Raw genomic sequence first — 25992 nt, forward strand, 5'->3', positions numbered from 1 at the left:
GAGAGTGGAGATGTAGGAAAAAATGGCGAAACAAAGGAAATTTGGAGGATACACCATATCCTCTAAAATCATGTCAGTCGTTGTCGTAACATTACTCGCAACCGTTGCACTATTCGTTCTAACATTTTATCTAGTCAGCCAGGATTTATCATCCCAGTTATTAAAGCAATTTGATTATCGATTAACAACAGATGTTGATACAGCGAAGAAAGAGATCGATAATCTGGATGGGAACGTCCTTGGTATTAGCGGGAAAGATGACCCTCTTTATGTGGAGGTCAAAAAGAAATTCACAGAGCTTCAAAAAGATCATACGCTTGAGAACTTATACGTGCTATCTAATAAAGGCGGCAAAGAAAGAATTATTATATTAACCGGTGAAGAAAATGACTTTGATCAAGATTATGCTTTTTCAGATGAGATGAAACAAGCGCTCTCTGAAGATAAAATGGTCAAAAGTGATATTTATAAAGATTCATTTGGTACACATAAATCAGTCTTTTTGCCAATCAAGGATTCAGGCGGTGAGCTGACAGGGATTTTAGGCATTGATTTAGATGCGTCTGTCGTGCCTCAAACAACGCAGAAGTTGATGATCTATATCACAGTGGCATCTGCTATTGTGCTCATCGGTGGATTACTCTTCTCATTCTTTATGGGAAGAAGAATTGCGAAACCAGCACGTTCCTTGATGGAATCAGCAAACCGAATTGCTGACGGTGATTTAACTGGTATGGTAGAGGTTGAAAGTAAAGACGAGATCGGCCAGCTTGCCGCATCCTTCCAAAAGATGCAGGGGCGGATCAAAGAGCTTATTTCGAAAATCTCACACTCATCTAGTGAAGTGTCGAAAATGTCTTCACAGCTTCGTACAGTGACGACCGAATCGAGTCAAAGTGCGCAGCAAGTATCAGAAGCTATGACGAATATGAGTGAAGGAATCAATGATTCTGTCGCAAATATTACGGATTGTACGACATCCGTTGCAGAGATCGATACTCAAATCGAAGGCGTCACAAAAGAAGTCGATGAAATGAAATCTGTTTCATCTGACGTACAAGAGCAGTCAGAATCTGGTCAAACATTAGTGAACCATGTGCTTGATCATCTGAATATGCTTCATGACAAGATGACCAACTCAAAGCATGCAGCAGAAGAATTACAATCTCATTCAACGGAGATTGAAAGTGTCATCTCAATTATTACAGACATTTCGGCCCAAACGAATCTGCTTGCACTGAATGCTTCAATTGAAGCGGCACGTGTTGGAGAAGAAGGAAAAGGCTTTGCTGTTGTGGCAGATGAGGTGCGCAAGTTAGCTGAGCAATCAGCGGATGCGGCTAAAACCGTTTCAGACCTCGTCATCGGCACACAGGAAAACAGTCAGCGCGTTCTTGAAAGCGTAGAGGAAAGCAGTAAAGCAGTGGAAGAGGGACGCGTACAAATGGAAGGCACGTCACAAAATTTCGCTTTGATTTACGACGGTGTGTCTCAATTTGCAACAAGAACGAACAATTTGCTTGCTTCTATTAAGCAAGTAGAACGAGCATATCAAACGATTTCTACATCGATTGAGCAAATTTCTGTTGTATCGGAAGAACATGCAGCCAGCTCTCAAGAAGTAGCGGCAGCAACAGAACAGCAAAGTGCTGGCATGCAGCAAATTTCAAGTGCGATTGAACAGCTCTCTGATATGTCAGAGGACTTAGCACATATGGTTTCTACTTTCAAAATCGACAATAAATAACGAGAAAGGGCTAAAATGATCTTGATTTTAGCCCTTTGTCTTATGTTCAACGTAGCTGATGCTGACTCTTGTGAGAGAGTCAGCTTTTTTGCTATGCTTAATCAAATCGTTTCAGACGAAAGGAGAACGCCATGGATTTTGCGCAGAGATTATCAGAAGAACGGATCAAAAAAGCGATGGATAACGGGGCTTTTGAAGGATTATCTGGCTTTGGCAAACCTCTACCTAAAGATGACGCTGCTCATGTGCCTGAAGAACTAAGAATGGGCTACCGGATGATGAAAAATGCTGGCTTTGCTGGGGAAGAAACAGCACTGAAAAAAGAACTCATGACCGTCAAAGACCTACTTCACTCCAGTATAGACGGAGAGGAAAGAAAAAAGCTTTCTCTCATATGTGAAGAAAAACAAAAACGACTGGATGAACTCACATCTAAGCGCCAAACTTTTGCTCGTCCAGCCTCCTCCTTTTATAAAAACAGGGTCTACGAAAAATTAACGGAGCATAAAAAAAGATGATGACACGCAGCCTCTCCTGAGCACATTGAGGGGGCTTTTTTTATGAAAGCGCTACATTTTGTTATTGACTACATGTATATACAAATATAAAATAAGAATCAAACATGTATATACAAGTTTTTTGGTTCTTTTTTCTTATAAAAAACGATCTCGGAGGGGATAGCATGGCTGATTATCAGGCAGCAGCAGATCAGATTGTGAAAGCCATCGGCGGCAAAGAAAATATTGATCAAGCGACACATTGTGTGACAAGGCTGCGCTTTGTGCTGAAGGATGAAGGAAAGGTTGATGAGAAAGCACTTGAACAAATAGAAGAAGTGAAGGGATCTTTCTCAGCGAACGGTCAATACCAAGTGGTGATCGGCCAAGGGGTCGTCAATCGGGTATATGCCGAAATGGTGAAACAGACAGGGATTGGCGAAGCCTCAAAAGAGGACGTGAAGCGTGCCTCTGATCAAAAATTAAATCCATTGCAGCGTGCTGTGAAAACGCTTGCGGATATCTTTATTCCGATTCTTCCTGCCATCGTCACAGCCGGTTTATTAATGGGGATTAATAATATTTTAACAGCTCCTGATATTTTCTTTGATCAAAAATCGATTGTCGATGTGTATCCGGCATGGGCTGATTTAGCGAATATGATCAACTTGATTGCAGGCACTGCCTTCACATTCCTGCCCGCATTAATCGGCTGGTCAGCCGTGAAGCGGTTTGGGGGAAATCCGCTTTTAGGGATGGTCCTTGGACTCATGCTCGTACACCCGGACTTATTAAATGCGTGGGGCTATGGAGCGGCTGAAAAGTCCGGTGAGATTCCAGTCTGGAATTTGTTTGGACTTGAAGTGCAAAAGGTAGGCTATCAAGGACAGGTTCTTCCGATACTCGTCGCCTCGTATTTACTAGCGAAGCTCGAATTGTTTATCACAAAACGGACACCTGAAAGCATTCAGCTATTAGTGGTTGCTCCGATTACGTTATTAGTTATTGGCTTTTTATCCTTTATCGTCATTGGACCTATTACATTTGCAATCGGTAACGTATTAACATCTGGACTTGTCGCTGTATTCCAACAGTTCGCAGCACTTGGCGGTCTATTATACGGCGGTTTGTATGCGGCGTTAGTCATTACAGGAATGCATCATACGTTCCTTGCTGTTGATATTCAATTGATTAATTCAAAACTGCACGGCACGTTTCTATGGCCAATGCTCGCACTGTCTAATATTGCACAAGGATCAGCCGCACTTGCGATGATGTTTGTTTTGAAAGATGAAAAGCAAAAAGGTCTCTCACTCACATCAAGTATTTCTGCTTACTTAGGAATTACCGAACCAGCGATGTTTGGCGTCAACTTGCGCTACCGATTCCCATTTATTTTCGCACTCATTAGCTCTGGTTTAGCTGGTATGTTTATCGCCTCTCAAGGGGTGCTGGCAAGCTCAGTTGGTGTTGGGGGCATTCCGGGAATCTTCTCTATTATCCCGAAATATTGGGGCGCATTTGCGATAGGGATGGTCATTGTCCTCATCGTCCCATTCATCGGAACCCTTTTGTATGCAAAGCTGAAAAAGAAGAAAGATGTTTCACAAGAACTTAACTAGTGGTGGTGGATGAAATTGAAACAACAAACGAACGAACCGTGGTGGAAAAAAGCGGTGGTCTATCAAATTTATCCGAAGAGCTTTTTAGATACAACGGGCTCAGGTACAGGCGATATCAATGGTGTGACAAAAAAGCTCGATTATATCAAAGAGCTTGGGGCGGATTGTATTTGGCTCACGCCAATGTATGAGTCCCCGCAGCATGACAACGGCTATGATATTAGTGATTATACAAAAATCCATGACATGTACGGCACAATGGCAGATTTTGAACACATGCTGAAGGAAGCCCATGATCGAGGCATACGAGTCATCATGGATTTAGCCGTCAATCATACATCCATTTTCAATAAGTGGTTTCAAGCATCACGCGAGTCAAAGGATAATCCTTATCGAGATTATTATATTTGGAAGGAGCCCAAGGCGGACGGATCACCGCCGAATGATTGGCAGTCAAAATTCGGCGGTCCAGCCTGGGAGCTAGATGAAGAAACGGGAGAATATTATCTTCATTTATATGATGTCACCCAAGCGGATCTCAATTGGGAAAAGGATGAGGTGCGCAGGCAAGTATATGACATCATGCATTTTTGGTTTGAAAAAGGAATTGATGGATTCAGGCTGGATGTCATCAACAACATCTCAAAGGATCAACGCTTCTTAGATGACGCCGGACAATCTGTACAAGGAGACGGCCGCATGTATTATACGGATGGCCCAAGAATTCATGAATTTCTGCACGAAATGAACCAAGAGGTTTTTTCGAAATATGACAGCATGACCGTCGGAGAAATGTCTTCAACGAATATTGCAGACTGCATTCGGTATACAAGACCGGATCGGCAGGAGCTGGATATGACGTTTAATTTTCATCATTTAAAGGTCGATTATCCAAACGGAGAAAAATGGGCCCTCGCACCATTTGATTTTCAGGAATTGAAGTCGATTCTGTCTGAGTGGCAGACGAAAATGCATGAGGGCGGCGGCTGGAATGCGCTCTTCTGGTGCAATCATGATCAGCCGCGTATCGTCTCAAGATACGGTGATGATGAAACGTACCATCAGCAATCAGCGAAGATGCTGGCGACCACTATTCATCTCATGCAAGGGACTCCATATATTTATCAAGGTGAAGAGATTGGCATGAAGAATCCTCAGTTTGAGGACATCTCGTCTTACCGCGATATCGAATCACTCAATATGTATGAAGTAATGCTTGAAAAAGGGAAATCAAAGGAAGAAGCGCTCGCCATTTTACAGGTCAAGTCAAGAGATAATGCGAGAACACCGATGCAGTGGACCTCAGAAAAGAATGCAGGTTTTTCAAAAGGGACACCTTGGATTGAGCCAGCCAATAACGACATTTCGGTCGAAGCTTCGTTAAAGGACCCGTCGTCTATTTTCTATCATTATCAAGCCCTTTGCAGGCTGCGTAAAGAACTTGACGTGATCACATATGGAAGCTTCACCTTACTCTTAGCAGAAGATCCAAAGATTTTTGCTTATGTGAGAGAAAGCGGTGAGGAGAAGCTTCTTGTGATCAATCACTTTTATGCAGGAGAGACGGACTTTACGCTTCCTGATGAGCTTATGCAGGCTGTAGATGAGATGGAGGGGCAAGTGCTGTTATCCAATTATGAGGATGCACCGGCAGATATGAAGGGATTTACGTTGCGTCCATACGAGTCAATCGTTTATCATTTAACCAAACGCTAGAAAATGGGGCGGAGGGAAAATGAAAGAGAATAAGTTTCGAGTGATTTATGATCAGCTCGCAAAACGAATTGAACAAGGTGAATGGCAGGATAAAGGCATTCTGCCATCAGAGCATGAGCTGTCCTTGATGTATGACACATCCCGTGAGACGGTAAGAAAGGCATTAAATATCCTTGTGCAAAATGGCTATATCCAAAAAATCCGCGGCAAAGGCTCTGTCTTGCTGAATCGAGAGAAAATGCAATTCCCAGTCTCGGGTCTTGTCAGCTTTAAAGAACTTTCCCAAACGCTTGGCCGAAAGACCGTTACGACGGTTCACGAATTTGGTTTAATCAAACCGGATCAGTATATTCAGTCTCAGCTGAAAATTAATGGGCAGGAGGATGTCTGGGAAGTCATTCGATCTCGTAATATTAGCGGAGAAGAAGTGATTTTAGACAAGGATTACTTTTTGCAAAAGCATGTGTCGGTCTTGTCGAAGGACATATGCGAAGGATCCATCTACGAGTATATTGAAGGAGAGCTCGGTGTATCAATCAGCTATGCCCAAAAGGAATTTGTGGTAGAGCCATGTACAGAAGAGGACGCCAAGTATCTTGATTTGAACGGGTTTGATCATGTCGTCGTCGTGAAGAATTACGTGTTCTTAGAGGATACAAGTTTATTTCAATACACAGAAAGCCGTCACCGATTAGACCGCTTCAGATTCGTCGATTTTGCAAGAAGAGAAAAAGTGGACAGAGCATAGGCGCTCTGTCCTTTTCAGGTTTTGGGAGAAGTAGACGACGAATAGATCACCATTTTCAGGAGGAAAGATGATGAGATTAAATAGACCACTAAAATGAAGGGACTTAGAAATATTCAGCGTGATGAAAGATCATCAGATTTTATGTTATGTCATCATTGAAGATACGCGAAAACCGTTTACGGCAGAAGACAGAAAGCTAGAGCCATTATGTTATATGGATGAAGAAGATATACAAGCGATTTTGAATGTTTTTCATATTTCCATTATCAATGATGAAAAATTAAGTGAAGAGGATTTAACGATGGTAAAAGGTTTTTTTGCTGATTTAGTAAATAATACGAACTTAACGAATTTTATTACGAGAGATTATGTTTTAAAGGATTTATATGATGTCGATGATGAAAATGACATGATGTTCTTTAATAGGATGCTTCGGCATATAGGGTCAGATGATGTAAAAGAATTCGACGATCGCAATTGGATCTATTTATCTCAAGATTGATGTCTTATTCCAAGAAAAGAGGACAGAGCATAGGCTCTGTCCTTTTCCTTTAGGATGATACATTTTTTCTTGTACGCTTGCGCTGGTAGTAATATAGGATACCGCCAGCAGAGAGCATGAGCACGCCAATCAGTACAGCTGTATACATCATCGTGGCTGTATTCGGCAATGTGCCGCCAGGAAGGCCTGTTCCATCTTGGTTTGGATCTGTACCTGTGCCTCCGCCTGGTGCTGTTGTTCCGCCGTCTCCGCCAGTTTGATCTGGCGTTGTTCCAGCTGCCCCGCTTTGGTTAAGGACCGTGTATTCGCTGAAGTGCTCAGTTTGACCTGATACGACTCCGTTTTCAAATGATCCATTACTAGTTTTGGTGTAACGATTTTTCTTGCGATCCACATAATATACACTAGGTTTTTTCGCCTTTTGAGGCTTGTCTAGTGTAAAGGATAGTGTGACAGGGTCTTTAAAGGTCGAAACCTTTTTCTTGTCTTGTTTGATTTGGAAATCATACGTATCCGTTAATGCGTTTTTCACTTTATCTGTCTTTGTCATCCATATATCTGCGCTTGTCTCGGATAAATTCGAGAGCGGTAATACGAGTCCCACTTTGTCATGATAGATGGTGACGTTTGGATCTTGCTCTCTTTTCTTCAGCTCGGCTACTTGCGCTTTTGATAGAGACAATTGAACGTTTTTCACTTTGCTTGCTTTGTCTAAATAGAGCAATGCTTTGTTTGTATGCTGTACATACGTTTGGAATTTCTTATCATCTTGAATGTCATAAGCGCCTTTTCCTTTCGCACGAGGAAGGAACACTTCTTTCACCCTGTGATCGATAACAGGCGAAATTTGACCGTCTGCCTTTTCAATTTGCTCTTTGAAAATTTCATAGTCGACATACCCTAAGTCTTCGCCGTGAGAGGCTTCTGTAAAGACGCTGTAGCCGTCGCCACCTGTGCCAACAAATGCGTTTGTGGCTACGCGGTATGTTTTCTCATCATCAATGTCTGTCAGTTGACCTTTTTGATCTTTCAGTTTCACATCAATCAGTCTGCTTCCAGCTGGTTTACTGAGCGTAAACGTATATTCAATGCCGGCTACATGAGGGAATGCACCTCCGCCTTCCTCAATGCCTGACAGCCCCTGTTCAAGTGCTTTTTTAATTTGACTGCCTTTTAAATCTGCGACATAAAGCGTATTTCCGAAAGGCATCACCGTTAAAATATCACCTAACGTGATATCACCTTTTTCGATGCTTCCACGAATACCGCCGCCGTTTGTGATGGCAAGGTCAGCTCCAGCAGATTCTTGCGCTTTCTGCAGCATGCCGTCAGCAATAAAGTTCCCAAGATTCGTTTCCTTCGCACGGACATGCTCACGTTGACCGTCTAAAAGGACATCTGTATGGCCGACTTTTTCTGTTTTTAAATCTTGAATATCCGCTTTGTATCCATCAAGGATCGCTTTTGCCTCTGCATCTTCTTTGACAGAGTCATCGATGGGAATCAGGTCAAATGAAGATTCTTTTGGCTGGATGACACCTTTTTTGTCAAAGGCTACGTCTACTTTTCCTAAAAATTGTCCGTAATCTTTCACTTGAGCAACGATCGCAGGTTCTTTTTTCTTGACGACCTTTAATTTTTCTACAAGTGTGTGCGTATGACCGCCAATGATTAAATCAATCCCATCGACTTTTTGAGCGAGCTCAAGATCACGGTTGTAGCCAATGTGTGTTAACGCAATGATTTTATTGATTTTTTCTTCTGTTTGAATGGTGTTAACTGTTTCTTTTGCTTTCTTGTACGCATCTTTAAATTGAATGTTAGGACCGCTGCTGGAGGTAATGGCTGTGTCTTCAGTCGTTAAACCGAATACGGCCACCTTTTCACCGTTTACATCGAGCAGGATGTAAGGGTAAATCCCGGCTTCTTTTTTCTCACCAGCTTTAAATGAGGCTGGTTTTTTCACTAAGTCACTCAATTGTTTTTCCTTCGAGACATCCACGTTGGATGACACGACCGGGAATCGAGGCTTTTCAAATTGATGACGGTTTTTCGGATCGACATCTGATGCATCACCTGTCAGGAATTGACGGAGTACAGAAGGACCTTTGTCAAATTCATGATTACCAAACGTCATGGCATCGTATTTCATTAAATTCATCAATTTCAGATCGGCAAGTCCTTGCCACTTTGTGAAGTACAGGTCACCAGAGAAGACATCTCCAGCGTCTAATAAAATATTGTTCTTGCTTTCAGCACGGACTTCTTTGATCTTTGTTGCGCGTCTTGCCGCATCATCAAGGTGTGCGTGTGTATCGTTCGTATGCATCACTGTTAAATTCCAGTTGTCTGATGTAGGCGGTTCTGTTGTGCCATCGTCTTTAAAGGCTAGCTTATACACACCAAGACCATCTGTGCTTGCGTTACGAATAAAGTCTACGCTGCTTGATTCTTTAGCAAACGATTTGGCTAAAAGAGAAGATTCAAAAGTGACTGTTGCGCCTTTGATCGGTGCGATAGACCAGTTTTGATCTGCACTTGGGTTGATCGTTTTTTGTTCGATAATATAATCCATTAGTACTTGACGGTTCTCATCTGCTGAGGCAAGCACCACTTTATCTTGCGTCAGATGAGGGAAGCCTCCGCCGCCAGAAGCACGATAGTTATTTGTTACGACTAAAAATTCTTGATTATCAGAGACGGTTTTCCCGTTGTAAGACAGGTTTTTGATGCGGTTGGCATTGGCGTTGAGAAGTGTGCCTGTTGTGCTGTATTTAGCAGGCTGCGTCACATCGACTTGGTATGTCACGCCATCAATTACATCAAAGTTATACGAGCGGTATTCCTCGTTTAAAATCGGCTGTTCTTTTGCATCGTTCGGTTTGATCTGATTAAACTGGCCAGCAGACATTTCTAACCAGTCTTTCACTTCACTGCCTTTCAGTTTCACAATCTGCACAGTGTTATCGTAAAGGTAGAGATCGCCGATATTCTTAATCGCTAAATCTCCTTTTGCGATATTTGTATAATAGTTTACACCGTTTCGGCCGCCTGCTTTAAACGGAGCACCTGCAGATAAAATCGGTAAATTTTTATACGATGTGTCCTTCATTTTTTCTTGTGCATACCATTTTTGGGCATCTGTCACAATTTGAATCGAAGGGTCATCCATCACTTGAGCGAAAAAGCTGTTAATGTCTGCTTCTGTTTTGCCAACAGGCTTTCTCACGTAATCAAGTGTGTTTTGATGCGTTGTTTGAATGGCGTCTTTTACGGTACTGTTTTGAGATGATACTCCGGCAACAGATTCGATCTTGCCTGTTCCGTCTGTGACCTTCCAGTTGCTGCCGTCAGGCTCTAGTGTTAAATCAATGACCCCGAGGTAGCTGCCCCAGTTTTTTGACATGACGACTGGGATGCCATTGATGGTTCCTTTTGAGACATTGAATTTGTCGACGCCGTTATATTCAGCGCTTGGGAATGTGCCATGCTGGTGGCCTGATACAATGGCATCGATGCCTTTTGTTTTCGTGGCAAGGTCAAAGATCATATTTTCTGATCCTTTAGGTGAAGCGGTTTTTTCAATTCCTGTATGAGCAAGAGCGACAATGATATCTGCGCCTTTCTCTTTCATTTCAGGAATGGTTTCATTGGCAGATTCGACGATGTCCTGCACTTGGACTTGTCCATCTAAATGCTTCTTATCCCACGTCATAATTTGTGGTGGAACGAATCCTATGTAACCAACTTTCACAGTTTGTGAGGCTCCGTTTGCATCTTTAAAGGTTTTATCTTGGATCACATAAGGTGTAAAACGGTGTTCTCCATTTAGCTTTTTGACGTTCGCATTAACAATCGGGAAGTTGGCGCCCGCAATGGTACCGTCAAGGAAGGATAATCCGTAGTTAAATTCATGATTGCCAAGTGTTCCTGCATCGTATTTTAGTTTGTTGAGTGTATGAATAATAGGGTGAACCTTTGTTTGATTGATGATGCTGTCTTTCTCATGTTTGTAAACGTATTCTCCAAGAGGGGTTCCTTGAATCAAGTCTCCGTTATCCACAAGGAGTGTATTTGGGTTTTGTGATCGGTGCTTGTCGATCAGCTCGGCTGTTTTTGCCAAACCAAATTCATTTGTTTCTTTGTCGCTGTAATAATCATAATTCATCATGTTCGCATGAACATCGGTTGTGGCTAAGATGCTGACCTTTACGGCTTTGCCGTTTTCTGTTTCTGCATGAGTAGGTACTGCTGGGAGAATGAGACTAATCATCATAATGGAAGTGAGCAGAATAGACAGGTTTTTCCTTCGTTTAGACCTATGTGCTTGCTTCTTCACCTGATCTCCGCCTTTCTAATTTTTTTGACCACAATACCTATTGTAGAAATGTTTCGTTAACTTTTGTAGTTATTTTTTGCAGATTATTGTAAAGATAACATAAATCATACGAATTACCTTGTTGAGGTAATGTGAATGAGTCTAAATGCTTATTTTTATCATAAGGGGTTTTCTGATAGGGATAGGATGTTTGATTTCAACATGCCCGGGTATAGTGTGTAGTGTAAACGATAATCAAGCAGGAGGGTTTCTACATGGGTAAGAAAATTGCAGTTGTATTAACAGATTACTTTGAGGATGTTGAATTCACCGAGCCTGCAAAAGCCTTTAAAGATGCAGGTCATGAGTTGACAGTCATTGAAAATGAAAAAGGAAAAACAGTGAAAGGGAAGCAAGGAGAGGCAGAAGTAAGAGTGGATGCGTCTATTGACAACGTGAAGCCTGAAGACTTCGATGCACTTCTCATTCCTGGCGGTTTCTCACCAGATATTCTGCGTGCAGATGATCGTTACGTCCAATTCACTAAAGCATTTATGGATGAGAAAAAACCAGTATTTGCAATCTGTCACGGACCGCAATTGCTCATTACAGCGAAGACGCTGGAAGGAAGAGGGGCGACTGGGTATACATCCATCAAAGTCGATATGGAAAACGCAGGCGCTAAATTTAAAGACGAAGAAGTCGTCGTTTGTCAGGATCAGCTTGTGACAAGCCGTACACCTGATGACATTCCAGCCTTTAACCGTGAATCATTAAAACTGCTTGAGAAATAAACCGCAGTTGTAAAAGAATAAAAAATCCAGCACCTTGCGGGGTGCTGGATTTTTGTGTGCATGATGTAAGAAAACTGCGTGTAGACCATAAAAACAGTTTCCCTTGCACCATTATTTTCTTAAGTTTTTTAGCTCGCTTGCGATGGCTTGCATTTCACTTGGGCTGAATGAAGATTTTTTCATCACCATTTGGTGAAGAAATTCAATATCTTCGTACTTGTCTGGACTGAAGTCTTCTGCTTTGATGACTCCAATGTTCAGCATATTTAACTTTTGCGAAATGTCTTCAATCAGCTGATTGACTTCAGCCGCTTTTTGCTCTGACAAGGGCGGCACGTCCTTTCCTGCATATGTGTCGAATAATATATCTATTTTAACAGAAATGCAAAAGAATAAAAGGGCTATTAAGATGACACAGAGATGTTTTTCTCCTTTTTCTCCTGCTTCATCTTATCAATGATTCGTTTGGATTCAAATACGACAACCCCTGATAAACCGATGAGTCCGATTAAGTTTGGAATGGCCATCAGCCCATTGAGCATATCTGCCACACCCCAGACGAAATCATTCTTGAAGATGGCACCGAAAAAGACAGCGATGACAAACACAACACGATAATACATCACATAAGAGTCTTTCGCCAAATAAGTAAAGCATTTTTCGCCATAATATGACCAGCCAATAATGGTGGAATAAGCGAACAAAAGTAAGCCGATGGCCACAATGGTTGAACCGATTGGACCGAGGAAATGAGCAAAGGATAACGAGGTGAGTGCATCACTTTTTTCTGTGACATACATATCTGCCATGACGATCGTAATACCTGTGATGGAGCAAACAATCATCGTATCAATGAATACTTGCGTCATCGACACAAGCGCTTGACGAGCGGGCATATCCGTTTTTGCTGCGGCCGCAGCGATTGGAGCAGACCCGAGACCTGCTTCATTGGAAAAGACCCCTCTCGCCACACCCCAGCGAATCACCGTACCGATAGCACCGCCTGCAACCGCTTGACCAGTAAATGCGTCTGAAAAAATGAGCCCGACTGCGCCTGGGACAAGGTCGGCATTCATGACAAGAATGATCAGTCCGCAAATGACGTAGAATAATGCCATGACTGGTACAAAAATAGACGTCACCCGGCCAATGCTTTTAATTCCGCCTAAAATCACAAGGGCAGTAAAAACAGTAATGATGATGCCTGTGACCCATGTTGGGACTTGAAAGGTTGAATTCATGACACCAGAAATCGAATTTGACTGTACGAGATTCCCAATTCCAAAGGCAGCCGTGGCGCCAAAAATAGCAAACAGCACCCCAAGCCATTTTTGCTTCAAGCCATGCTCCAAATAATACATCGGCCCGCCAGACATTTCGCCTTTTTCATTTTTTACACGATATTTCACGGCAAGAACAGCTTCAGCATATTTTGTCGCCATGCCAAAGAATGCAGCAAACCACATCCAAAACACGGCGCCTGGTCCGCCGGCAATGACAGCAGAGGCGACCCCTACAATATTTCCCGTTCCAACCGTTGCAGCTAGAGCTGTCATTAATGCTTGGAAGTGAGAAATATCACCTTCTGATGTCTTGTCTTGCTTTGAAAATGCAAGCTTGAGTGAATAAGGAAGCAGCCTAATCTGAATAAAAAGCACTCGAAAGGTCAGGTAAATCCCTGTTCCCACGATCAAAAGCAAGAGCGGCGGTCCCCATAATACGTCATTAATATTGCTGACAATCTGTTCAACCCATCCCATATGTATCCCCCTTTATTTGTGCAATTCTCCTAAAGTGTCTCCTTTTTTTGTATAATGTGTCAATGCCGATGAGAGTTTTTCTTGCAAAGTTTTCAAAAGAAAAAGGGCTTGATATGATAGAGAAAAGGTTTTCGAAAAGAACTCTTAGGGAAAAGATAGGAGGAGAATGAAGGATGATTCATGTGTTATTCGTGTGTCTTGGCAATATTTGCAGGTCACCGATGGCAGAGGCCATATTTAGAAAAAAAGTAGAAGATGAGGGGCTTAGCGAGCACTTTGTGATTGATTCAGCAGGTATTGGCGGCTGGCATCAAGGCAGTCCTCCGCATGAAGGAACGCGAAAGCTGCTTGATGAAAAAGGCATCAGCTATGAAGGAATGTCCGCAAGACAAATCATGGATGAGGACATCACAACATATGACTATATCATTGCGATGGATGCTGAAAATGTAGGGGCACTTCGCAGTATAGCTGGCTATGGGAAACATCACTTTATTGGCCGTCTTCTTGATTTTGTAGAAGACGACGATCGAGATGATGTGCCAGATCCTTATTACACTGGAAACTTTGAGGAAGTCCATGAATTAATTGAAACAGGAATTGACCGTTTTTTGACGTATGTAAAGAAAGAGAACCACCTTTAACTGAAAGGAGATCAGACGAGATGGAAGAAAAAAATCAAATTATGCTCCGAGGAGCTCTCTTAGGTGCAGCTTGCGGCGCATTGCTGACTTTATTTCATCGGCCAACAAGAATTGCACTCAAAGAAAAATGGAATGACTGCCAGCAAAAGCTTGATGAGTACCGTGAGGAGCCAGGCAGAATATCGGCTTGCATGAAAGAAAAGCTGGAAGAAACGAAGCAACTTATGCGAACAGTCTCAGATGATTTGTCATTTTTAAATGAACAGGTCAATCAGTTAAAGGAAACAACCCCAAGGGTATTAGAAATTATTGAAGAAACAAAGGATCACTTTCAATCGAAACAGACAGATTGATCATTGGAGATGAGGCGTATGGGTTTTATTAAAGCGTTAATTGAACGCTTTTTGCTGCATGAAGGACCGGCAAAATCTGCTGAGCTTGCCTATTTCTTTTTGCTTTCATTATTTCCGTTTCTCATCTTCGTACTGACACTCGTTGGGTATTTGCCGCTGACGTCAAAGGATGTCCTAAGCGTCATTTCTGGCTATGCGCCAGAAGGAGCGCTTTCGATGATTGAATCCATCGCCGAACAGACGCTGAATAATCGTAATGGCGGGTTATTATCGTTCGGGATTATTGCCGCCCTTTGGTCAGCATCTAACGGCATTAATGCCGTCGTCAGAGCATTTAACCATGCTTACGAAGTTGAGGAAAATCGTTCCTTCATTCTCGTACGTTTAACATCGATCATTTTAACGATCGCGATGGTTTTGACCATTATTTTTGCCCTGATGCTACCTGTCTTTGGCAAAGAACTCGGTTTATTTGTCGCTAAATTAGTTGGGCAGTCAGACGCCTTTCTCACTGTATGGACTGCGATGAGATGGATCATTAGCCCGCTCATTTTATTGATTGTTTTTACATCCTTATACTATTTTGCTCCAAACATCAGGCTGAAATTAAAATTTGTTCTGCCAGGTGCCATTTTTGCATCGATTGGATGGATTTTGGTCAGCATGCTATTTTCATTTTACGTAGGCGAGTTTGCTAACTACAGTGCGATGTACGGAAGCATTGGGGGAATCATTATTTTAATGATCTGGTTTTATTTAACCGGCATCATGATTATCCTTGGCGGCGAGCTCAATGCGCTTTTACATAAGCGTAAAATCGTACCAGGCAAACTATAAAGAAATCCGGGCATCCTAAAGAAGAACGATCAAGTTCAATCTGAATGGATGGGGGAAACCACATATGTCCAAACAATCGAAAAAAGGCGGAAGCAATACGAAACAAAACAAAGGCCATCAGCCTAAGCACAAAACAAGCGGCAGTGCGAACGGGCAAAATGGATATCACTAAATGAAAAAAACTCCTCTGCATGGATGCAGGGGAGTTTCTATTTCACAATCGTATATATCGTTTAAGGATAAAAGCGGCATCAGGCTTTGACTCATAGTGAGGATCTAGCTCGAATCCGGCATTCATTGCTACACGTTCACTTCGAACATGACCTACGGGACAAAAAATTTCAAATCCATCGACTTTTGAAAAAAAAGTTTCTGTCATATATTTCACGATCGTTGTCACAATGCCCCGACCTTGCGCGTCTTGACGAATCCAATAACCGATATTGCCTATTTTCTGATTAAACGTCAGGCGGAACACCCCGATCAATTGGTCGTTCAGTTTAATGCCAGCTTCCAATCCTTTTTGTTCATTGTAGATGGTTTGAGTCGATTGAATAAACGTTTTGACATCCTCTATGCTTTTGCAGTGATGAACCCATGGTAGCCATTCCCCTAAATGAGCCTGATTCTCTTGAATAAGCTCCAATAATGTGTCCGCATCATCTAATTGTAGAGATGCCAAAGTCAATTCATTTGTGACGTCGTATGAAAACAAAGATCGACCCTCCATTTTAATGACTTTCCACCACTGCCGCCGTTCGCCCAAATCGAACGCAGAAAAACACGAATAATATCACGATGCTGACAAGGTAAAGTAAATTCATTCCTTCAAACGTTTGCACAAAGATTCCACCGAGAACAGGCCCGAGAATACTTCCCGCACTAAATGCCATTCCGCACATCAAATTTCCAGCAGGAAGCAGATGCTTTGGCAATAAGTCGGTCATATAACTGATGCCAAGTGAGAAGGTAGAGCCTACAGCCATTCCGGCAATAAAGAAACAAATCGCCACAGCCAAAACTGATTGAATGAAAATCCCCGCTAGTAAGAAAAAGAAAGATCCAACGAGTGTGACACATAAAATGATGCGGCGCCTGCCAAACCGGTCGCTGAGCATCCCGAGAGGTAGCTGAAAGACAATACTTCCAATGGCAAACGCAGGTAAAATAAACGCCACTGCATCTACGGTCACCCCGCTTCTGAGTGCATACACAGGGAAGTTGCTATTGAGTGTCGTTTCTAAAAAGCCATAGCAAAAAGGCATCATAAAGGCGACCCAGCCAAATTGAAAAGCTTTCTTAAAGCGCTTCAAACTGTTTGTCTGCTCTGACGTCTGCACTTCGCCCGTATCTGGATATGTATTTTTCAAAACAAAAACAAGCAGCCAAATACATAAACTAACAGCACCGGAAACAATGAAAGGTAAAGATGGATTGATTTCGATGAGTGGTGTTAAAAAAGGTCCAGCGGCAAAACCAAGTCCAAAGGATAACCCATACAATGAAATATTTCGCCCGCGATTTCTCGATGACGACGCATAGGTCACCCACGTCTGTGTAGAGAAATGCAGCATATGATCACCAATCCCGATCATGAGCCGCAGGAAGAACCAGACAACATAAGATTCAAAAAACACAAAGCTGAACAAGCTTAAAAAAACAGCGGCGCCTCCAATGACAATTAACGGCTTAAACCCAAACCGGCGAAGCGGCGCTTCCATAAAGGGAGATGCTAGCAGCACGCCGAGATATAAGCCTGTGGCATGCAGTCCGTTTAACGTAGGAGAAGTCCCGGCATGTTCAAAAATAATCGAAATGACTGGCAATAACGCTCCCTGCGAAAAACCAGATACAGATACAAGTAAAATTAAAATCATAAAGTGAATTCTCGACATAAGATGCTCCTTACAAGTTCATGTTTTCATCGTACAATGGAACCATAGGGGTTTCAATAGAAAGGTGGGAAAGGAATGAAACTGATATACGAATCAGGCGGGTGGATCGCGGGAATAGATGAAAGGCAGCTGTATATATCAGCAAATGAAGAAACGGGGTACAGGCCATCTCAATTATTCACCTCAGCTATTGCCGGCTGTTTTGGAGAAATGCTCATTCATGTATGCCGGAAAAAGCGAATATCCTGGGAAGGGCTGACGATTACACCTGAAACGACAAGAGCAGGAGCTGTAAACAAAATCTCCCGTATTCATTTACATATTTTATTTGAAGGCGTCCGTACATCTGATGAAAAAATAGAGAAAAGCATTACACTGGCATTGAAGCATTGCGCGATGGTGCAGTCTGTGAAAGGTAGTATTGAAATCACCTTCTCACACGAGAAAACCTAAATGTATATGAAGCCGGCACTCACGAAAGAATAACAGTCAGACATATGTAAAGGAGAATGGCTGTATGAATCGTTTGTTTCTTGTGATTGTCGCAATTGGTGTACCACTATCGGTGATTGGCAGTTTTCTTCATTTTCCGCAGGTCATCATGTTTGCTGTGTATTGTATCGCGATTATTGGTCTTGCTAGTTTTATGGGAAGAGCCACAGAAAGTCTTGCCATCATAGCAGGTCCCAGAATTGGCGGGCTTTTAAACGCCACATTTGGAAATGCGGTGGAGTTAATTATTTCGTTTTTTGCATTAAAGCAAGGACTGACAGCCATCGTCCTTGCGTCGTTAACTGGCTCAGTGATCGGAAATTTACTGCTTGTGGCGGGACTGTCTTTTTTCGTTGGCGGATTAAAATATAAGCGCCAAGTGTTCAATGTCCACGATGCAAGGCACAACTCGGGCTTGCTCATGTTTGCCATTATTGTGGCGTTTGTCATTCCAGAAGTGTTTTCGGTGGAAATGGCTGAGGAGAAGCAATTTGTTTTAAGCATTGGCATTAGCATTGTGATGATTTTGCTTTATGTTGCAGCGCTCTATTTCAAACTGGTGAGCCACCGAGGTGTCTATGTTGCCAAGCAGGAGAGCTTGGACGGAGAGGCGGAGACGGAAGAAGAAATACCTGAATGGTCTGGTAAGTTTGCCACTTTGATTTTGCTGCTTGCAACGATGGCCGTTGCGTACATTTCAGAGCGCCTCGTCCATACATTTGATACGGTGGGGGAACAATTTGGCTGGAGTGAGCTGTTTATCGGAGTCATTATTGTGGCCATCGTCGGCAATGCGGCAGAACATGCCTCTGCTGTCATCATGGCGTATAAAAACAAAATGGATGTCGCAGTGGAAATTGCTTTTGGTTCCACACTTCAGGTTGCGATGATGGTCGCACCAATCCTTGTCATCAGCTCGCTTTTTTTCAATACGCAGATGCCGCTCATTTTCTCCTTACCAGAGCTCATTGCCATGGCGTCCGCTGTATTACTCACAGTCATTTTATCTAATGACGGAGATACCAATTGGTTTGAAGGCGCCACATTACTTGCTGCCTATTTCATTATGGCGATTGGATTTTTCCTTTTATAATCTTTTGTGGATAAGGGACGCCTTTGCGGAAAATACTATGGAAAAATGAATGAGAAAGAGTGATGATATGAAAAAGATGCCCCGCATCATGTTTGTTGTTCTCTTATCCTTAAGTTTTCTATACAGCTTTCCAGCGGAGGCGGCGAAGCCATTTAAGGTGCCATCGTCTGTCGCCAGTATTTCTAAGGAGAATACGTATCCGAATGCGTCACAGGATCAGCCATTGCTCCAGCCGAGCGAGCTGACAGCCGAATTGTTTAAAACAACGAATGTGCCGATTGAGAATACTCATTTGATCAAAATGCTGAATGAATCCAGCATTTCAGGGACGCCATTAGCTGTTGGTTACCGCGCGACCATTTTCCTTGGAAGATGGGCACTGAGCTATGATTCAAACGAAACGGTCGCCAACTGGGAATACAAAAAAGTGAATACGAATCATATTGATAACAGAGGCGGCAACAAAACAGCCATTGGCAAATATGTTCAAAAGCAGCAAGTAAAAGTGAGCGGCGGGCTCACAGCAAAGGTGCCAAGCCCGGAAGATGTGAAAACATTGATGATGCAAAAAGCCATTCAAAAAACAAAGCTACCCCTCGCATTTGACACAGTCATTGGCGCAGGAACAAAACGAGATCAGTCGTACCATGTCTCTCCGAAAAAAGCAGCTTCACTTCATGCCTATGCCCCGGCCATTAACGAAAAAGGAAAGGTGACATACGGAGAAGTGTACCTTGTGCTTAAAGGAAATAAACGCAAACTCGTCGTGAAAAACGTGACCTCACAAGGAATCGGCGCTTGGATTCCTGTTCAGGATCACCTGACGTTTGGGTTTCAAGGGATGAATTAAAACAGTCATCTCCTCTTATCAAGGGGAGATGACTGTTTTTTGCTAATTGGTTTTATCATTTTTCCCTTTCAATTCACTTTTGTAAAAGTCAAAGATGGTATATAAATACCATGCGATGAAGAGAAAGAAGAAAATTTTTGTTACTATCATGAAGTTGCTGAAAATTAAACTTAGCCCAAGAATAGGAATGATCATAAATCCATAATAAGAAAACCACCATGTTTTAAAAATGAAGCTCAGCTCCTTAAAGAGTTGTAGAAATTAACATTTTATTTATATATTACATGTTTTGAGAAAATAAAAAAGCCATAGCAGCAGTTGAATGAACCCAACCTCGACTATGGCTTAAATTTTTATTCCCCTAAATCCACATTATGATAAACCTGCTGCACGTCTTCAAGCTCTTCTAATACATCTATTAGTTTCTCGAATTGTTCTTTAGATTCATCATCTAATGTCACTTCATTTTGAGGAAGCATTGTGATTTCAGCGACAGTGAATTCTTCTACGCCGGCTTGTTTGAATGCTTCTTGTACTTGATGGAATTGATCTGGTTCAGCGTACACAATCACTGTTTCATCTTCTTCCATGATGTCACGTACATCAACGTCTGCTTCCATTAAAAGCTCAAGCGTTTCTTCTTCACTTTTTCCTTCGACACCGATGACAGCTGTTTGGTCAAACATGTAGGCAACAGAACCGCTTACGCCCATGTTTCCACCGTTTTTCCCAAATGCCGCACGAACATCTGACGCTGTACGGTTCACGTTATTGGTGAGGGCATCAACGATCACCATTGATCCGTTTGGACCAAATCCTTCGTAGCGCAGCTCATCGAAATTCTCTTCCGCACCGCCTTTGGCTTTTTCAATGGCACGGTCCACGATGTGTTTTGGGACACTATATGTTTTTGCACGTTCTAGGACAAAACGAAGTGCTTGGTTTGATTCTGGGTTTGGCTCACCTTGTTTGGCAGCCACATAGATTTCACGCCCGAATTTTGCGTAAATACGACTTGTACTGGCATCCTTTGATGCTTTCTTTTCTTTAATGTTGTTCCACTTACGACCCATCTTATTCACTCTCTTTCACTTAGAAAATACACAGTATGAGGGTCCCCATGCTGCATGAAATCATTCTGCTTTCTATTATACATGAATTAGTCAAGAGGATAGAAGTTAGAGGGGCTGAATTAAAGCGAATTCTTAACGGATATGTCCAAGCTGTTCAAGCGTTTCATGTTTTTCGAGAGCCCGAGTCAGCTCGGCGCACCTAATAAATAAAGAAATAATAAGAGCCGATGATATAAAAAATAACCCCATCATAAATGAGGTTATTTTGCAGGCTGGGGATAAACGAGATCTTCAAGCAATTTGACATCATGCTGATGAAGTTGTTTGATCATTTCTTTTCGGACAGCGAGGGCGGCATCGAAGTATTTTTCGTCTTCGACCATTCCTTTCACTGTGATCTCAATCCCGCGGTTCAGCTTGTTCAGACCCATAATGCCATGGACTTGAAACGGTTCAATGGCATGCTGGAATTCATCTTTTTTAAGAAAATCATGATGCATTTGATTTAAATTGTCACAGGCCGTTTCGAGTGCTTGAAAGGCGGTGTCTGGGTTTTGATTCGCACTAATTAATACAGACTCCGTAATCCGCATGTAGTGCATGTTATAGTTTTGAATTTGCCGGATGTCTCCGTTAGAAATGGTTAACAGCTTGCCGCTCCATTCTCTAATTTGCAGAGAGCGGAGACCAATTTCTTCAATCGTTCCATTAAAGAGGTTATTCACTGTCACATAATCCCCTTTATGAATCTGACGTTCATAGATCAGGAAGATGCCTGCTAAAATATCGCGAATCAGCGTCTGGGCGCCAAAACCGATGACGATCCCAGCAACACCGGCACCTGCAAGAATTTTTCCGAAATCATGAAAGAAGAGAGAAATGACATAGAATACAAAGCAAATTGAAGCTGTGTACTTCGTCACAGATTTGACCAAGCTCTCGATCGTTTTCTTCTTCTTATCTTCAATAAACTCCGTTCGTTTAAAGAAAATCTGAAGGGCTTTGTTGATGATAAAGACGGCAAGCCAAAGAACAAGTCCAACAATTAGAATTTCAATGTATTTGTTCTTGACCACTGTCAGAAATGTATCGTCCATCTATCGGTTACCCCCTGGCTGTACGAGAAGTAAAATCAACATCTTGATAATAGCTGTTTTTCACAAGAACATTCGGACCGAGGCATTGTACGCTTGGACAATGACAATTCAGCTCTTTTGCTAATTTTGTGTCCATCCAGCGAGTATAAGCTGATTGCAATGTATCGGTCGCAATATTTCCAAGCGGCGGTGTATCACCAAAGTCTGTCACAATAATATTCCCATCAAAAATATTCACATTCAACCGTGAGCGTCCGTCAGGGTCATTTCGTACCGTGACATGCTTCTCCTGGCGTAATCGTTTGAGGAGGCGCTGGTCTTCTTCATCTGTACTGCAAGAATAAAATGGCAGGGTGCCAAACAGCATCCATGTGTCTTGATCACGAATATCAAGCAGCTGATGAATCGCATCACGCATTTGCGGAAGCGTCAATGATTCAAGGGCGCTGGCAAAATCACTTGGGTACATCGGGTGAACTTCGTGGCGCTGGCATTTCATTTCCTCCACAATTTGCCGGTGGATGTGTTCAATATATGGAAGTGTGCGTTTATTAAGCATGGTTTCAGCAGATACGGTAACACCTGCTTTGACAAGTGCCCGGCTATTTTCAATCATGCGGTTAAATAATTTCTCGCGCTGCTCAAAGGTTGGTTTTCTGTCCATCATCGCAAAACCGACCGTTGCAAACTCTTCGATAGTTCCCCAGTTATGTGAGATGTGAAGAACATCTAAGTATGGAATAATTTCTTCATATCGCGCCAAATCAAGTGTTAAGTTTGAATTGATCTGTGTACGGACGCCGCGTTCATGGGCATACTTTAATAAAGGGACGACATATTCCCGCACAGATTTGAGAGAAAGCATCGGCTCTCCGCCTGTAATACTGATTGAGCGCAGAAGCGGAACTTCATCTAAACGGCGAAGCAGTAAATCAAGCGGCAGTGCATTCGGGTCTTTTGGCTGCAAAGTATAGCCGACCGCGCAGTGCTCACATCTCATGTTACACAACGTCGTAGTTGTAAATTCAATATTTGTCAGCTTCATCTCTCCGTAATCCTGCACATCAAGATAGGCTTCCCAAGGGTCATATGCAGGTGTAATCGGACGAAGTGCTGTTTTTTGGTTCATGGTATCTATCTCCTTTTCATTCGGGCAAACGTGGACCCGCCAACAGTTAATTTTAAGCCCCATCACCGTTATACGCAAGTGGGGTTTCATTGATTTACAAGGGAAAAAAAGATAAGCTAGAAACAAATGCTAAAGGGAGTGTATCTATGGGCAAGGCAGCAGACAGCAAAGAGCAGCAGGTTGATTATTTAAAGAACCGATTAGATATGTTTATGAATGTGATTGATTCATTAGATCCAGAATCAACAGATGTTGAGGATATAGACAGACTGATCCAGATGATTGACGACCTAGAAGCAAAATATGAACGGTTTAAAACCGATTGGAAGGAAGAATAGCTCGCACAGTGCGGGCTTTTTTCTTTAAATTGGCAGGTGAATCAGTGTATGAGTCTCGGTCTTATTCTGCACAATAGAAGAAAAACCGGGAAGTGACGTAAATGAAAAAATACATGCTCATCTGTTTATGTGCGCTTTTTGTATCCATGCCTCTCTCAGAAGCGGAAGCCGTGTCTAATCAGCCCGTCCATTGGGGATTTGCGAAAAGCAAAGAACACAAGCCAGCGGATGCGGGTAAAGAACTGAACGCCCTTTTAAAAAAGTATGATGCCTTCTATTTAGGAAGCACGAAAAAGAAAGAGATTTATTTTACCTTCGACAATGGCTATGAAAATGGGTACACGCCGAAGATCTTAGATGTGCTGAAAAAACATCAAGTGCCAGCCACCTTTTTTGTGACAGGTCACTTTGTCAAGGACCAGCCTGAGCTCGTTAAACGTATGGCGGAGGAAGGTCATATCATTGGCAACCACTCCTATCACCATCCAGATTTAACAACAAAGAGTACGAAAGAAATCAAAGAAGAGCTGGGGCGCGTCAATGAAGCCGTGTACAAAATCACTGGGAAACAAGACAACCTCTATCTTCGTCCGCCGCGCGGTGTATTCAGTGAAAGAGTGCTGAAGGAAACAAAAGAGCTCGGTTACCAAACCGTTTTCTGGTCAGTGGCGTTTGTGGACTGGCATATTCATCATCAAAAAGGAAAACAGTATGCTTACGATCAAATGATGAAGCAGGCGCACCCAGGTGCCATTTACTTACTTCATACCGTCTCAAGAGACAATGCCGAGGCATTGGATGATGCCATCACGTCACTGAAAAAACAAGGTTATTCCTTTAAAAGCCTAGACGATCTCATGCTTGAAAAAGTATGGCATCTGCCTCAGCTATAGAAAAAAAGCTTGCAGAAGACCTGCGAGCTTTTTCTTTATCCTTCTCTTATTTTACGCTGAAACAAAATCGGATGATGACGAGTGAAAGAGTCAATCAAGCCCTCACCGAAAATCGTGATACTTTGCTCCCAAGGGTGTCCTAGCAAGCCCCAATGCATCTCTTTTGATAAAAAGAAATAATAATCCCCGTTCGGTAGCACAGGCACTGCCCAATCTCCGAATTCATCTTTTTCAAATGAGCCGTATGGTGTGATCCAGTAGCATTCGTGCTGCCAATCAAGTGCCAGCATATACTCGTCTGTTCTGATAAGCTCCTGAAAAACAAGTAATGCTTTCTCTTCAAGGTCTTCATCTGCATGAAGAAGGGAAGAGTCCTCAAAATAAGCAGAAATATCATATGTAATGAAAGGAGAAGGTACGTGAAATGAGGGAAAACGAGAGAGGCTCGGATTAAATTTGAAATCTCGATAGAGCGTCTCCCATACGAGCTTTAGTTCTTGATGAGACAAAGGAATCCAGTTTTTCATTCTAACCGCCTCCTCAGTCATTCACTCTACACATTATTTGAATATGCGGAACCATCCTTTATGCTTAAACCACAAAAGCATACCCGAGACGAGCAGACCCATGAAAATCAGTACGCCAAAATAGCCATACTTCCAGTGTAATTCAGGCATGTTATCAAAGTTCATTCCGTACACTCCAACAATAAAGGTCAATGGAATAAAGATGGTCGATACAATGGTCAGCGTCATCATGATTGCATTCATTCGGTTAGAATTCAGCGTCTGATAGCTGTCTCGTAAATCGGCTGTCATATCACGGTTTGATTCGACAATCTCTGTTAATTTCAGAAGGTGGTCATAGATATCATTGAAATAGGCTTGTCTATTTTTATCGTTTTTCATCATATTAATATTCACGATACGATATAAAAGGTCTCTCATCGGAATAATTGTCCTTCTTAGCTTTAACAAGTCTGACCGAATTCCGAATACTTCGTTCATTAAAGTACCGTACGTTTTATGACCTTCTTCATCTTCGATCTCATTTAACCTGTCTTCAATTTGATAAATAATCGGGAAATAATCATCAACCAGATCATCAATCAGCATGTAGGCAAGATGCTCAGGTCCACTATTTCGCGCGTGTTCAGATGCTTTTAGCTTTCGCATCACACGATCAATGTATGGTGCTTCCTTTAAATGAAAGGTGACAATAAAACTTTCCCCAACAAACAGGTCCACTTCCTCTGAACGAAGTGTTTTTTGATTGAGAGCATGAAGAACGAAAAATAAATACTCTTCATAAAAATCAAGCTTAGGCCGCTGTAAATAATGGAAGCAATCTTCAATTGAAAGCGGATGAAACTGAAAGAATTCCTTCAGCAGTGCTGCTTCCTTTTCCGTTGGCGCATGAAAGTCAATCCAATACCAGGCGATATCGGGGCTTGAAAGCTGATGCAATGTTGCATGTTCAATCAAGTCTCCGTTCTTTGTCACTGCAAGTTTTTTCAGCATATACACCCCTCCAGACTTGCATTATATCATGAAGCAACGCCAGTGAACTTATACATTCTCTCCATAAAAAAGCC

25 protein-coding genes are annotated in these 25992 nt (G+C 42.4%); 15 read left to right on the forward strand and 10 right to left on the reverse strand.

Annotated elements, in window-relative coordinates:
• Positions 1-22 precede the first annotated feature (22 nt).
• From MHB79_RS03880 to MHB79_RS03905, 6 genes are all read left to right on the forward strand, one after another.
• A complete protein-coding gene (locus MHB79_RS03880) occupies positions 23-1747 on the forward strand; it encodes a methyl-accepting chemotaxis protein (RefSeq protein WP_106033230.1) in 1725 nt (574 codons plus the stop codon).
• Between the two features lie 131 nt (positions 1748-1878).
• Positions 1879-2265 (forward strand): DnaJ family domain-containing protein, encoded by a 387-nt coding sequence (locus MHB79_RS03885; protein ID WP_106030308.1) that lies wholly within the window; start codon positions 1879-1881, stop codon positions 2263-2265.
• Positions 2266-2429: 164 nt separating this feature from the next.
• Positions 2430-3866, forward strand: a complete 1437-nt coding sequence (treP, locus tag MHB79_RS03890; protein WP_050944797.1) for a PTS system trehalose-specific EIIBC component — start codon at positions 2430-2432, stop codon at positions 3864-3866.
• Positions 3867-3881: 15 nt separating this feature from the next.
• Positions 3882-5582, forward strand: coding sequence for an alpha,alpha-phosphotrehalase (gene treC / locus MHB79_RS03895; RefSeq protein ID WP_106036318.1), 1701 nt, complete (start codon positions 3882-3884; stop codon positions 5580-5582).
• A gap of 19 nt (positions 5583-5601) precedes the next feature.
• Positions 5602-6330, forward strand: a complete 729-nt coding sequence (gene treR / locus MHB79_RS03900; RefSeq protein ID WP_044139741.1) for a trehalose operon repressor — start codon at positions 5602-5604, stop codon at positions 6328-6330.
• Positions 6331-6451: 121 nt separating this feature from the next.
• The gene (locus tag MHB79_RS03905) at positions 6452-6832 is read left to right on the forward strand and encodes a terpene synthase (protein WP_340989064.1); all 381 of its coding nucleotides are present in this window, start codon (positions 6452-6454) and stop codon (positions 6830-6832) included.
• A 49-nt stretch (positions 6833-6881) separates the two neighbouring features.
• Here MHB79_RS03905 and MHB79_RS03910 read toward each other — a convergent pair whose 3' ends face one another.
• Positions 6882-11171 (reverse strand): multifunctional 2',3'-cyclic-nucleotide 2'-phosphodiesterase/3'-nucleotidase/5'-nucleotidase, encoded by a 4290-nt coding sequence (locus tag MHB79_RS03910; RefSeq protein ID WP_340989066.1) that lies wholly within the window; start codon positions 11169-11171, stop codon positions 6882-6884.
• A 254-nt stretch (positions 11172-11425) separates the two neighbouring features.
• Between MHB79_RS03910 and MHB79_RS03915 the strand changes: the two genes are divergently transcribed.
• Positions 11426-11944: a type 1 glutamine amidotransferase domain-containing protein gene (locus MHB79_RS03915; RefSeq protein ID WP_050944793.1), complete on the forward strand. Its 519-nt coding sequence runs from the start codon at positions 11426-11428 to the stop codon at positions 11942-11944.
• Between the two features lie 111 nt (positions 11945-12055).
• Here MHB79_RS03915 and MHB79_RS03920 read toward each other — a convergent pair whose 3' ends face one another.
• Both MHB79_RS03920 and MHB79_RS03925 read right to left on the reverse strand, forming a co-directional pair.
• Positions 12056-12271, reverse strand: coding sequence for a DUF1128 domain-containing protein (locus tag MHB79_RS03920; protein WP_003214000.1), 216 nt, complete (start codon positions 12269-12271; stop codon positions 12056-12058).
• A gap of 77 nt (positions 12272-12348) precedes the next feature.
• Positions 12349-13704: an alanine/glycine:cation symporter family protein gene (locus MHB79_RS03925; protein ID WP_003218008.1), complete on the reverse strand. Its 1356-nt coding sequence runs from the start codon at positions 13702-13704 to the stop codon at positions 12349-12351.
• Positions 13705-13877: 173 nt separating this feature from the next.
• Between MHB79_RS03925 and MHB79_RS03930 the strand changes: the two genes are divergently transcribed.
• From MHB79_RS03930 to MHB79_RS03940, 3 genes are read left to right on the forward strand one after another with little or no spacing between them, the layout of a single operon-like run.
• The gene (locus MHB79_RS03930; RefSeq protein WP_050944791.1) at positions 13878-14348 is read left to right on the forward strand and encodes a low molecular weight protein-tyrosine-phosphatase; all 471 of its coding nucleotides are present in this window, start codon (positions 13878-13880) and stop codon (positions 14346-14348) included.
• A gap of 20 nt (positions 14349-14368) precedes the next feature.
• Positions 14369-14701 carry a YtxH domain-containing protein gene (locus MHB79_RS03935; RefSeq protein ID WP_340989068.1) on the forward strand — a complete coding sequence of 111 codons (333 nt, stop codon included), beginning with the start codon at positions 14369-14371 and terminating at the stop codon, positions 14699-14701.
• 18 nt (positions 14702-14719) lie between these two features.
• Positions 14720-15538 (forward strand): YihY/virulence factor BrkB family protein, encoded by an 819-nt coding sequence (locus MHB79_RS03940; RefSeq protein WP_044139737.1) that lies wholly within the window; start codon positions 14720-14722, stop codon positions 15536-15538.
• A 214-nt stretch (positions 15539-15752) separates the two neighbouring features.
• Here the strand turns inward: MHB79_RS03940 and MHB79_RS03945 are convergent, their stop codons facing one another.
• Positions 15753-16253: a GNAT family N-acetyltransferase gene (locus tag MHB79_RS03945; RefSeq protein ID WP_253622840.1), complete on the reverse strand. Its 501-nt coding sequence runs from the start codon at positions 16251-16253 to the stop codon at positions 15753-15755.
• A 16-nt stretch (positions 16254-16269) separates the two neighbouring features.
• On the reverse strand, positions 16270-17433 hold the full coding sequence (locus MHB79_RS03950; RefSeq protein ID WP_003218010.1) for an MFS transporter: 1164 nt from the start codon (positions 17431-17433) through the stop codon (positions 16270-16272).
• 75 nt (positions 17434-17508) lie between these two features.
• Between MHB79_RS03950 and MHB79_RS03955 the strand changes: the two genes are divergently transcribed.
• From MHB79_RS03955 to MHB79_RS03965, 3 genes are all read left to right on the forward strand, one after another.
• Positions 17509-17886: an OsmC family protein gene (locus MHB79_RS03955; protein WP_340989071.1), complete on the forward strand. Its 378-nt coding sequence runs from the start codon at positions 17509-17511 to the stop codon at positions 17884-17886.
• Positions 17887-17950: 64 nt separating this feature from the next.
• Positions 17951-19018 (forward strand): calcium/proton exchanger, encoded by a 1068-nt coding sequence (cax, locus tag MHB79_RS03960; protein ID WP_106030316.1) that lies wholly within the window; start codon positions 17951-17953, stop codon positions 19016-19018.
• A gap of 67 nt (positions 19019-19085) precedes the next feature.
• Complete coding sequence (locus MHB79_RS03965; protein ID WP_034620914.1) at positions 19086-19868, forward strand: YfkD famly protein; 783 nt, start codon at positions 19086-19088, stop codon at positions 19866-19868.
• Positions 19869-20221: 353 nt separating this feature from the next.
• Here MHB79_RS03965 and MHB79_RS03970 read toward each other — a convergent pair whose 3' ends face one another.
• The 3 genes from MHB79_RS03970 to yfkAB all read right to left on the reverse strand — a co-directional run bounded on the left by MHB79_RS03970 (position 20222) and on the right by yfkAB (position 23167).
• Positions 20222-20941: a YebC/PmpR family DNA-binding transcriptional regulator gene (locus MHB79_RS03970; RefSeq protein WP_012009270.1), complete on the reverse strand. Its 720-nt coding sequence runs from the start codon at positions 20939-20941 to the stop codon at positions 20222-20224.
• 260 nt (positions 20942-21201) lie between these two features.
• Positions 21202-22038, reverse strand: coding sequence for a mechanosensitive ion channel family protein (locus MHB79_RS03975; protein WP_003218032.1), 837 nt, complete (start codon positions 22036-22038; stop codon positions 21202-21204).
• A gap of 7 nt (positions 22039-22045) precedes the next feature.
• Positions 22046-23167, reverse strand: coding sequence for a radical SAM/CxCxxxxC motif protein YfkAB (gene yfkAB, locus MHB79_RS03980; protein WP_106030318.1), 1122 nt, complete (start codon positions 23165-23167; stop codon positions 22046-22048).
• Between the two features lie 146 nt (positions 23168-23313).
• On the opposite strand from yfkAB, the gene MHB79_RS03985 reads away from it, so the two are divergent.
• Together MHB79_RS03985 and pdaA are read left to right on the forward strand one after the other, a co-directional pair.
• Complete coding sequence (locus MHB79_RS03985) at positions 23314-23505, forward strand: SE1561 family protein (protein ID WP_003218031.1); 192 nt, start codon at positions 23314-23316, stop codon at positions 23503-23505.
• Between the two features lie 101 nt (positions 23506-23606).
• Positions 23607-24398: a delta-lactam-biosynthetic de-N-acetylase gene (gene pdaA / locus MHB79_RS03990; RefSeq protein WP_003218060.1), complete on the forward strand. Its 792-nt coding sequence runs from the start codon at positions 23607-23609 to the stop codon at positions 24396-24398.
• Between the two features lie 35 nt (positions 24399-24433).
• On the opposite strand, the gene MHB79_RS03995 is transcribed toward pdaA, so the two are convergent.
• Positions 24434-24925 carry a DUF2716 domain-containing protein gene (locus MHB79_RS03995; RefSeq protein ID WP_340989073.1) on the reverse strand — a complete coding sequence of 164 codons (492 nt, stop codon included), beginning with the start codon at positions 24923-24925 and terminating at the stop codon, positions 24434-24436.
• Positions 24926-24958: 33 nt separating this feature from the next.
• Positions 24959-25918, reverse strand: coding sequence for a magnesium/cobalt transporter CorA (gene corA, locus MHB79_RS04000; RefSeq protein WP_003218035.1), 960 nt, complete (start codon positions 25916-25918; stop codon positions 24959-24961).
• Positions 25919-25992 lie beyond the last annotated feature (74 nt).

This window comes from Bacillus sp. FSL M7-0558, from assembly GCF_038003245.1.
Lineage (GTDB): Bacteria > Bacillota > Bacilli > Bacillales > Bacillaceae > Bacillus > Bacillus pumilus.

Bases quoted from the DNA above. Each gene is read 5' to 3' on its own strand.
- MHB79_RS03905 (WP_340989064.1), top strand. From the start codon at position 6,452: ATGAAAGATCATCAGATTTTATGTTATGTCATCATTGAAGATACGCGA.
- MHB79_RS03955 (WP_340989071.1), top strand. From the start codon at position 17,509: ATGAAACTGATATACGAATCAGGCGGGTGGATCGCGGGAATAGATGAA.
- cax (WP_106030316.1), top strand. From the start codon at position 17,951: ATGAATCGTTTGTTTCTTGTGATTGTCGCAATTGGTGTACCACTATCG.
- MHB79_RS03935 (WP_340989068.1), top strand. From the start codon at position 14,369: ATGGAAGAAAAAAATCAAATTATGCTCCGAGGAGCTCTCTTAGGTGCA.
- corA (WP_003218035.1), bottom strand. From the start codon at position 25,918: ATGCTGAAAAAACTTGCAGTGACAAAGAACGGAGACTTGATTGAACAT.
- MHB79_RS03985 (WP_003218031.1), top strand. From the start codon at position 23,314: ATGGGCAAGGCAGCAGACAGCAAAGAGCAGCAGGTTGATTATTTAAAG.
- MHB79_RS03885 (WP_106030308.1), top strand. From the start codon at position 1,879: ATGGATTTTGCGCAGAGATTATCAGAAGAACGGATCAAAAAAGCGATG.
- treR (WP_044139741.1), top strand. From the start codon at position 5,602: ATGAAAGAGAATAAGTTTCGAGTGATTTATGATCAGCTCGCAAAACGA.
- MHB79_RS03925 (WP_003218008.1), bottom strand. From the start codon at position 13,704: ATGGGATGGGTTGAACAGATTGTCAGCAATATTAATGACGTATTATGG.
- MHB79_RS03950 (WP_003218010.1), bottom strand. From the start codon at position 17,433: ATGTCGAGAATTCACTTTATGATTTTAATTTTACTTGTATCTGTATCT.
- pdaA (WP_003218060.1), top strand. From the start codon at position 23,607: ATGAAAAAATACATGCTCATCTGTTTATGTGCGCTTTTTGTATCCATG.
- MHB79_RS03975 (WP_003218032.1), bottom strand. From the start codon at position 22,038: ATGGACGATACATTTCTGACAGTGGTCAAGAACAAATACATTGAAATT.
- yfkAB (WP_106030318.1), bottom strand. From the start codon at position 23,167: ATGAACCAAAAAACAGCACTTCGTCCGATTACACCTGCATATGACCCT.
- MHB79_RS03965 (WP_034620914.1), top strand. From the start codon at position 19,086: ATGAAAAAGATGCCCCGCATCATGTTTGTTGTTCTCTTATCCTTAAGT.
- treP (WP_050944797.1), top strand. From the start codon at position 2,430: ATGGCTGATTATCAGGCAGCAGCAGATCAGATTGTGAAAGCCATCGGC.
- MHB79_RS03995 (WP_340989073.1), bottom strand. From the start codon at position 24,925: ATGAAAAACTGGATTCCTTTGTCTCATCAAGAACTAAAGCTCGTATGG.
- MHB79_RS03915 (WP_050944793.1), top strand. From the start codon at position 11,426: ATGGGTAAGAAAATTGCAGTTGTATTAACAGATTACTTTGAGGATGTT.
- MHB79_RS03940 (WP_044139737.1), top strand. From the start codon at position 14,720: ATGGGTTTTATTAAAGCGTTAATTGAACGCTTTTTGCTGCATGAAGGA.
- MHB79_RS03970 (WP_012009270.1), bottom strand. From the start codon at position 20,941: ATGGGTCGTAAGTGGAACAACATTAAAGAAAAGAAAGCATCAAAGGAT.
- MHB79_RS03930 (WP_050944791.1), top strand. From the start codon at position 13,878: ATGATTCATGTGTTATTCGTGTGTCTTGGCAATATTTGCAGGTCACCG.
- MHB79_RS03880 (WP_106033230.1), top strand. From the start codon at position 23: ATGGCGAAACAAAGGAAATTTGGAGGATACACCATATCCTCTAAAATC.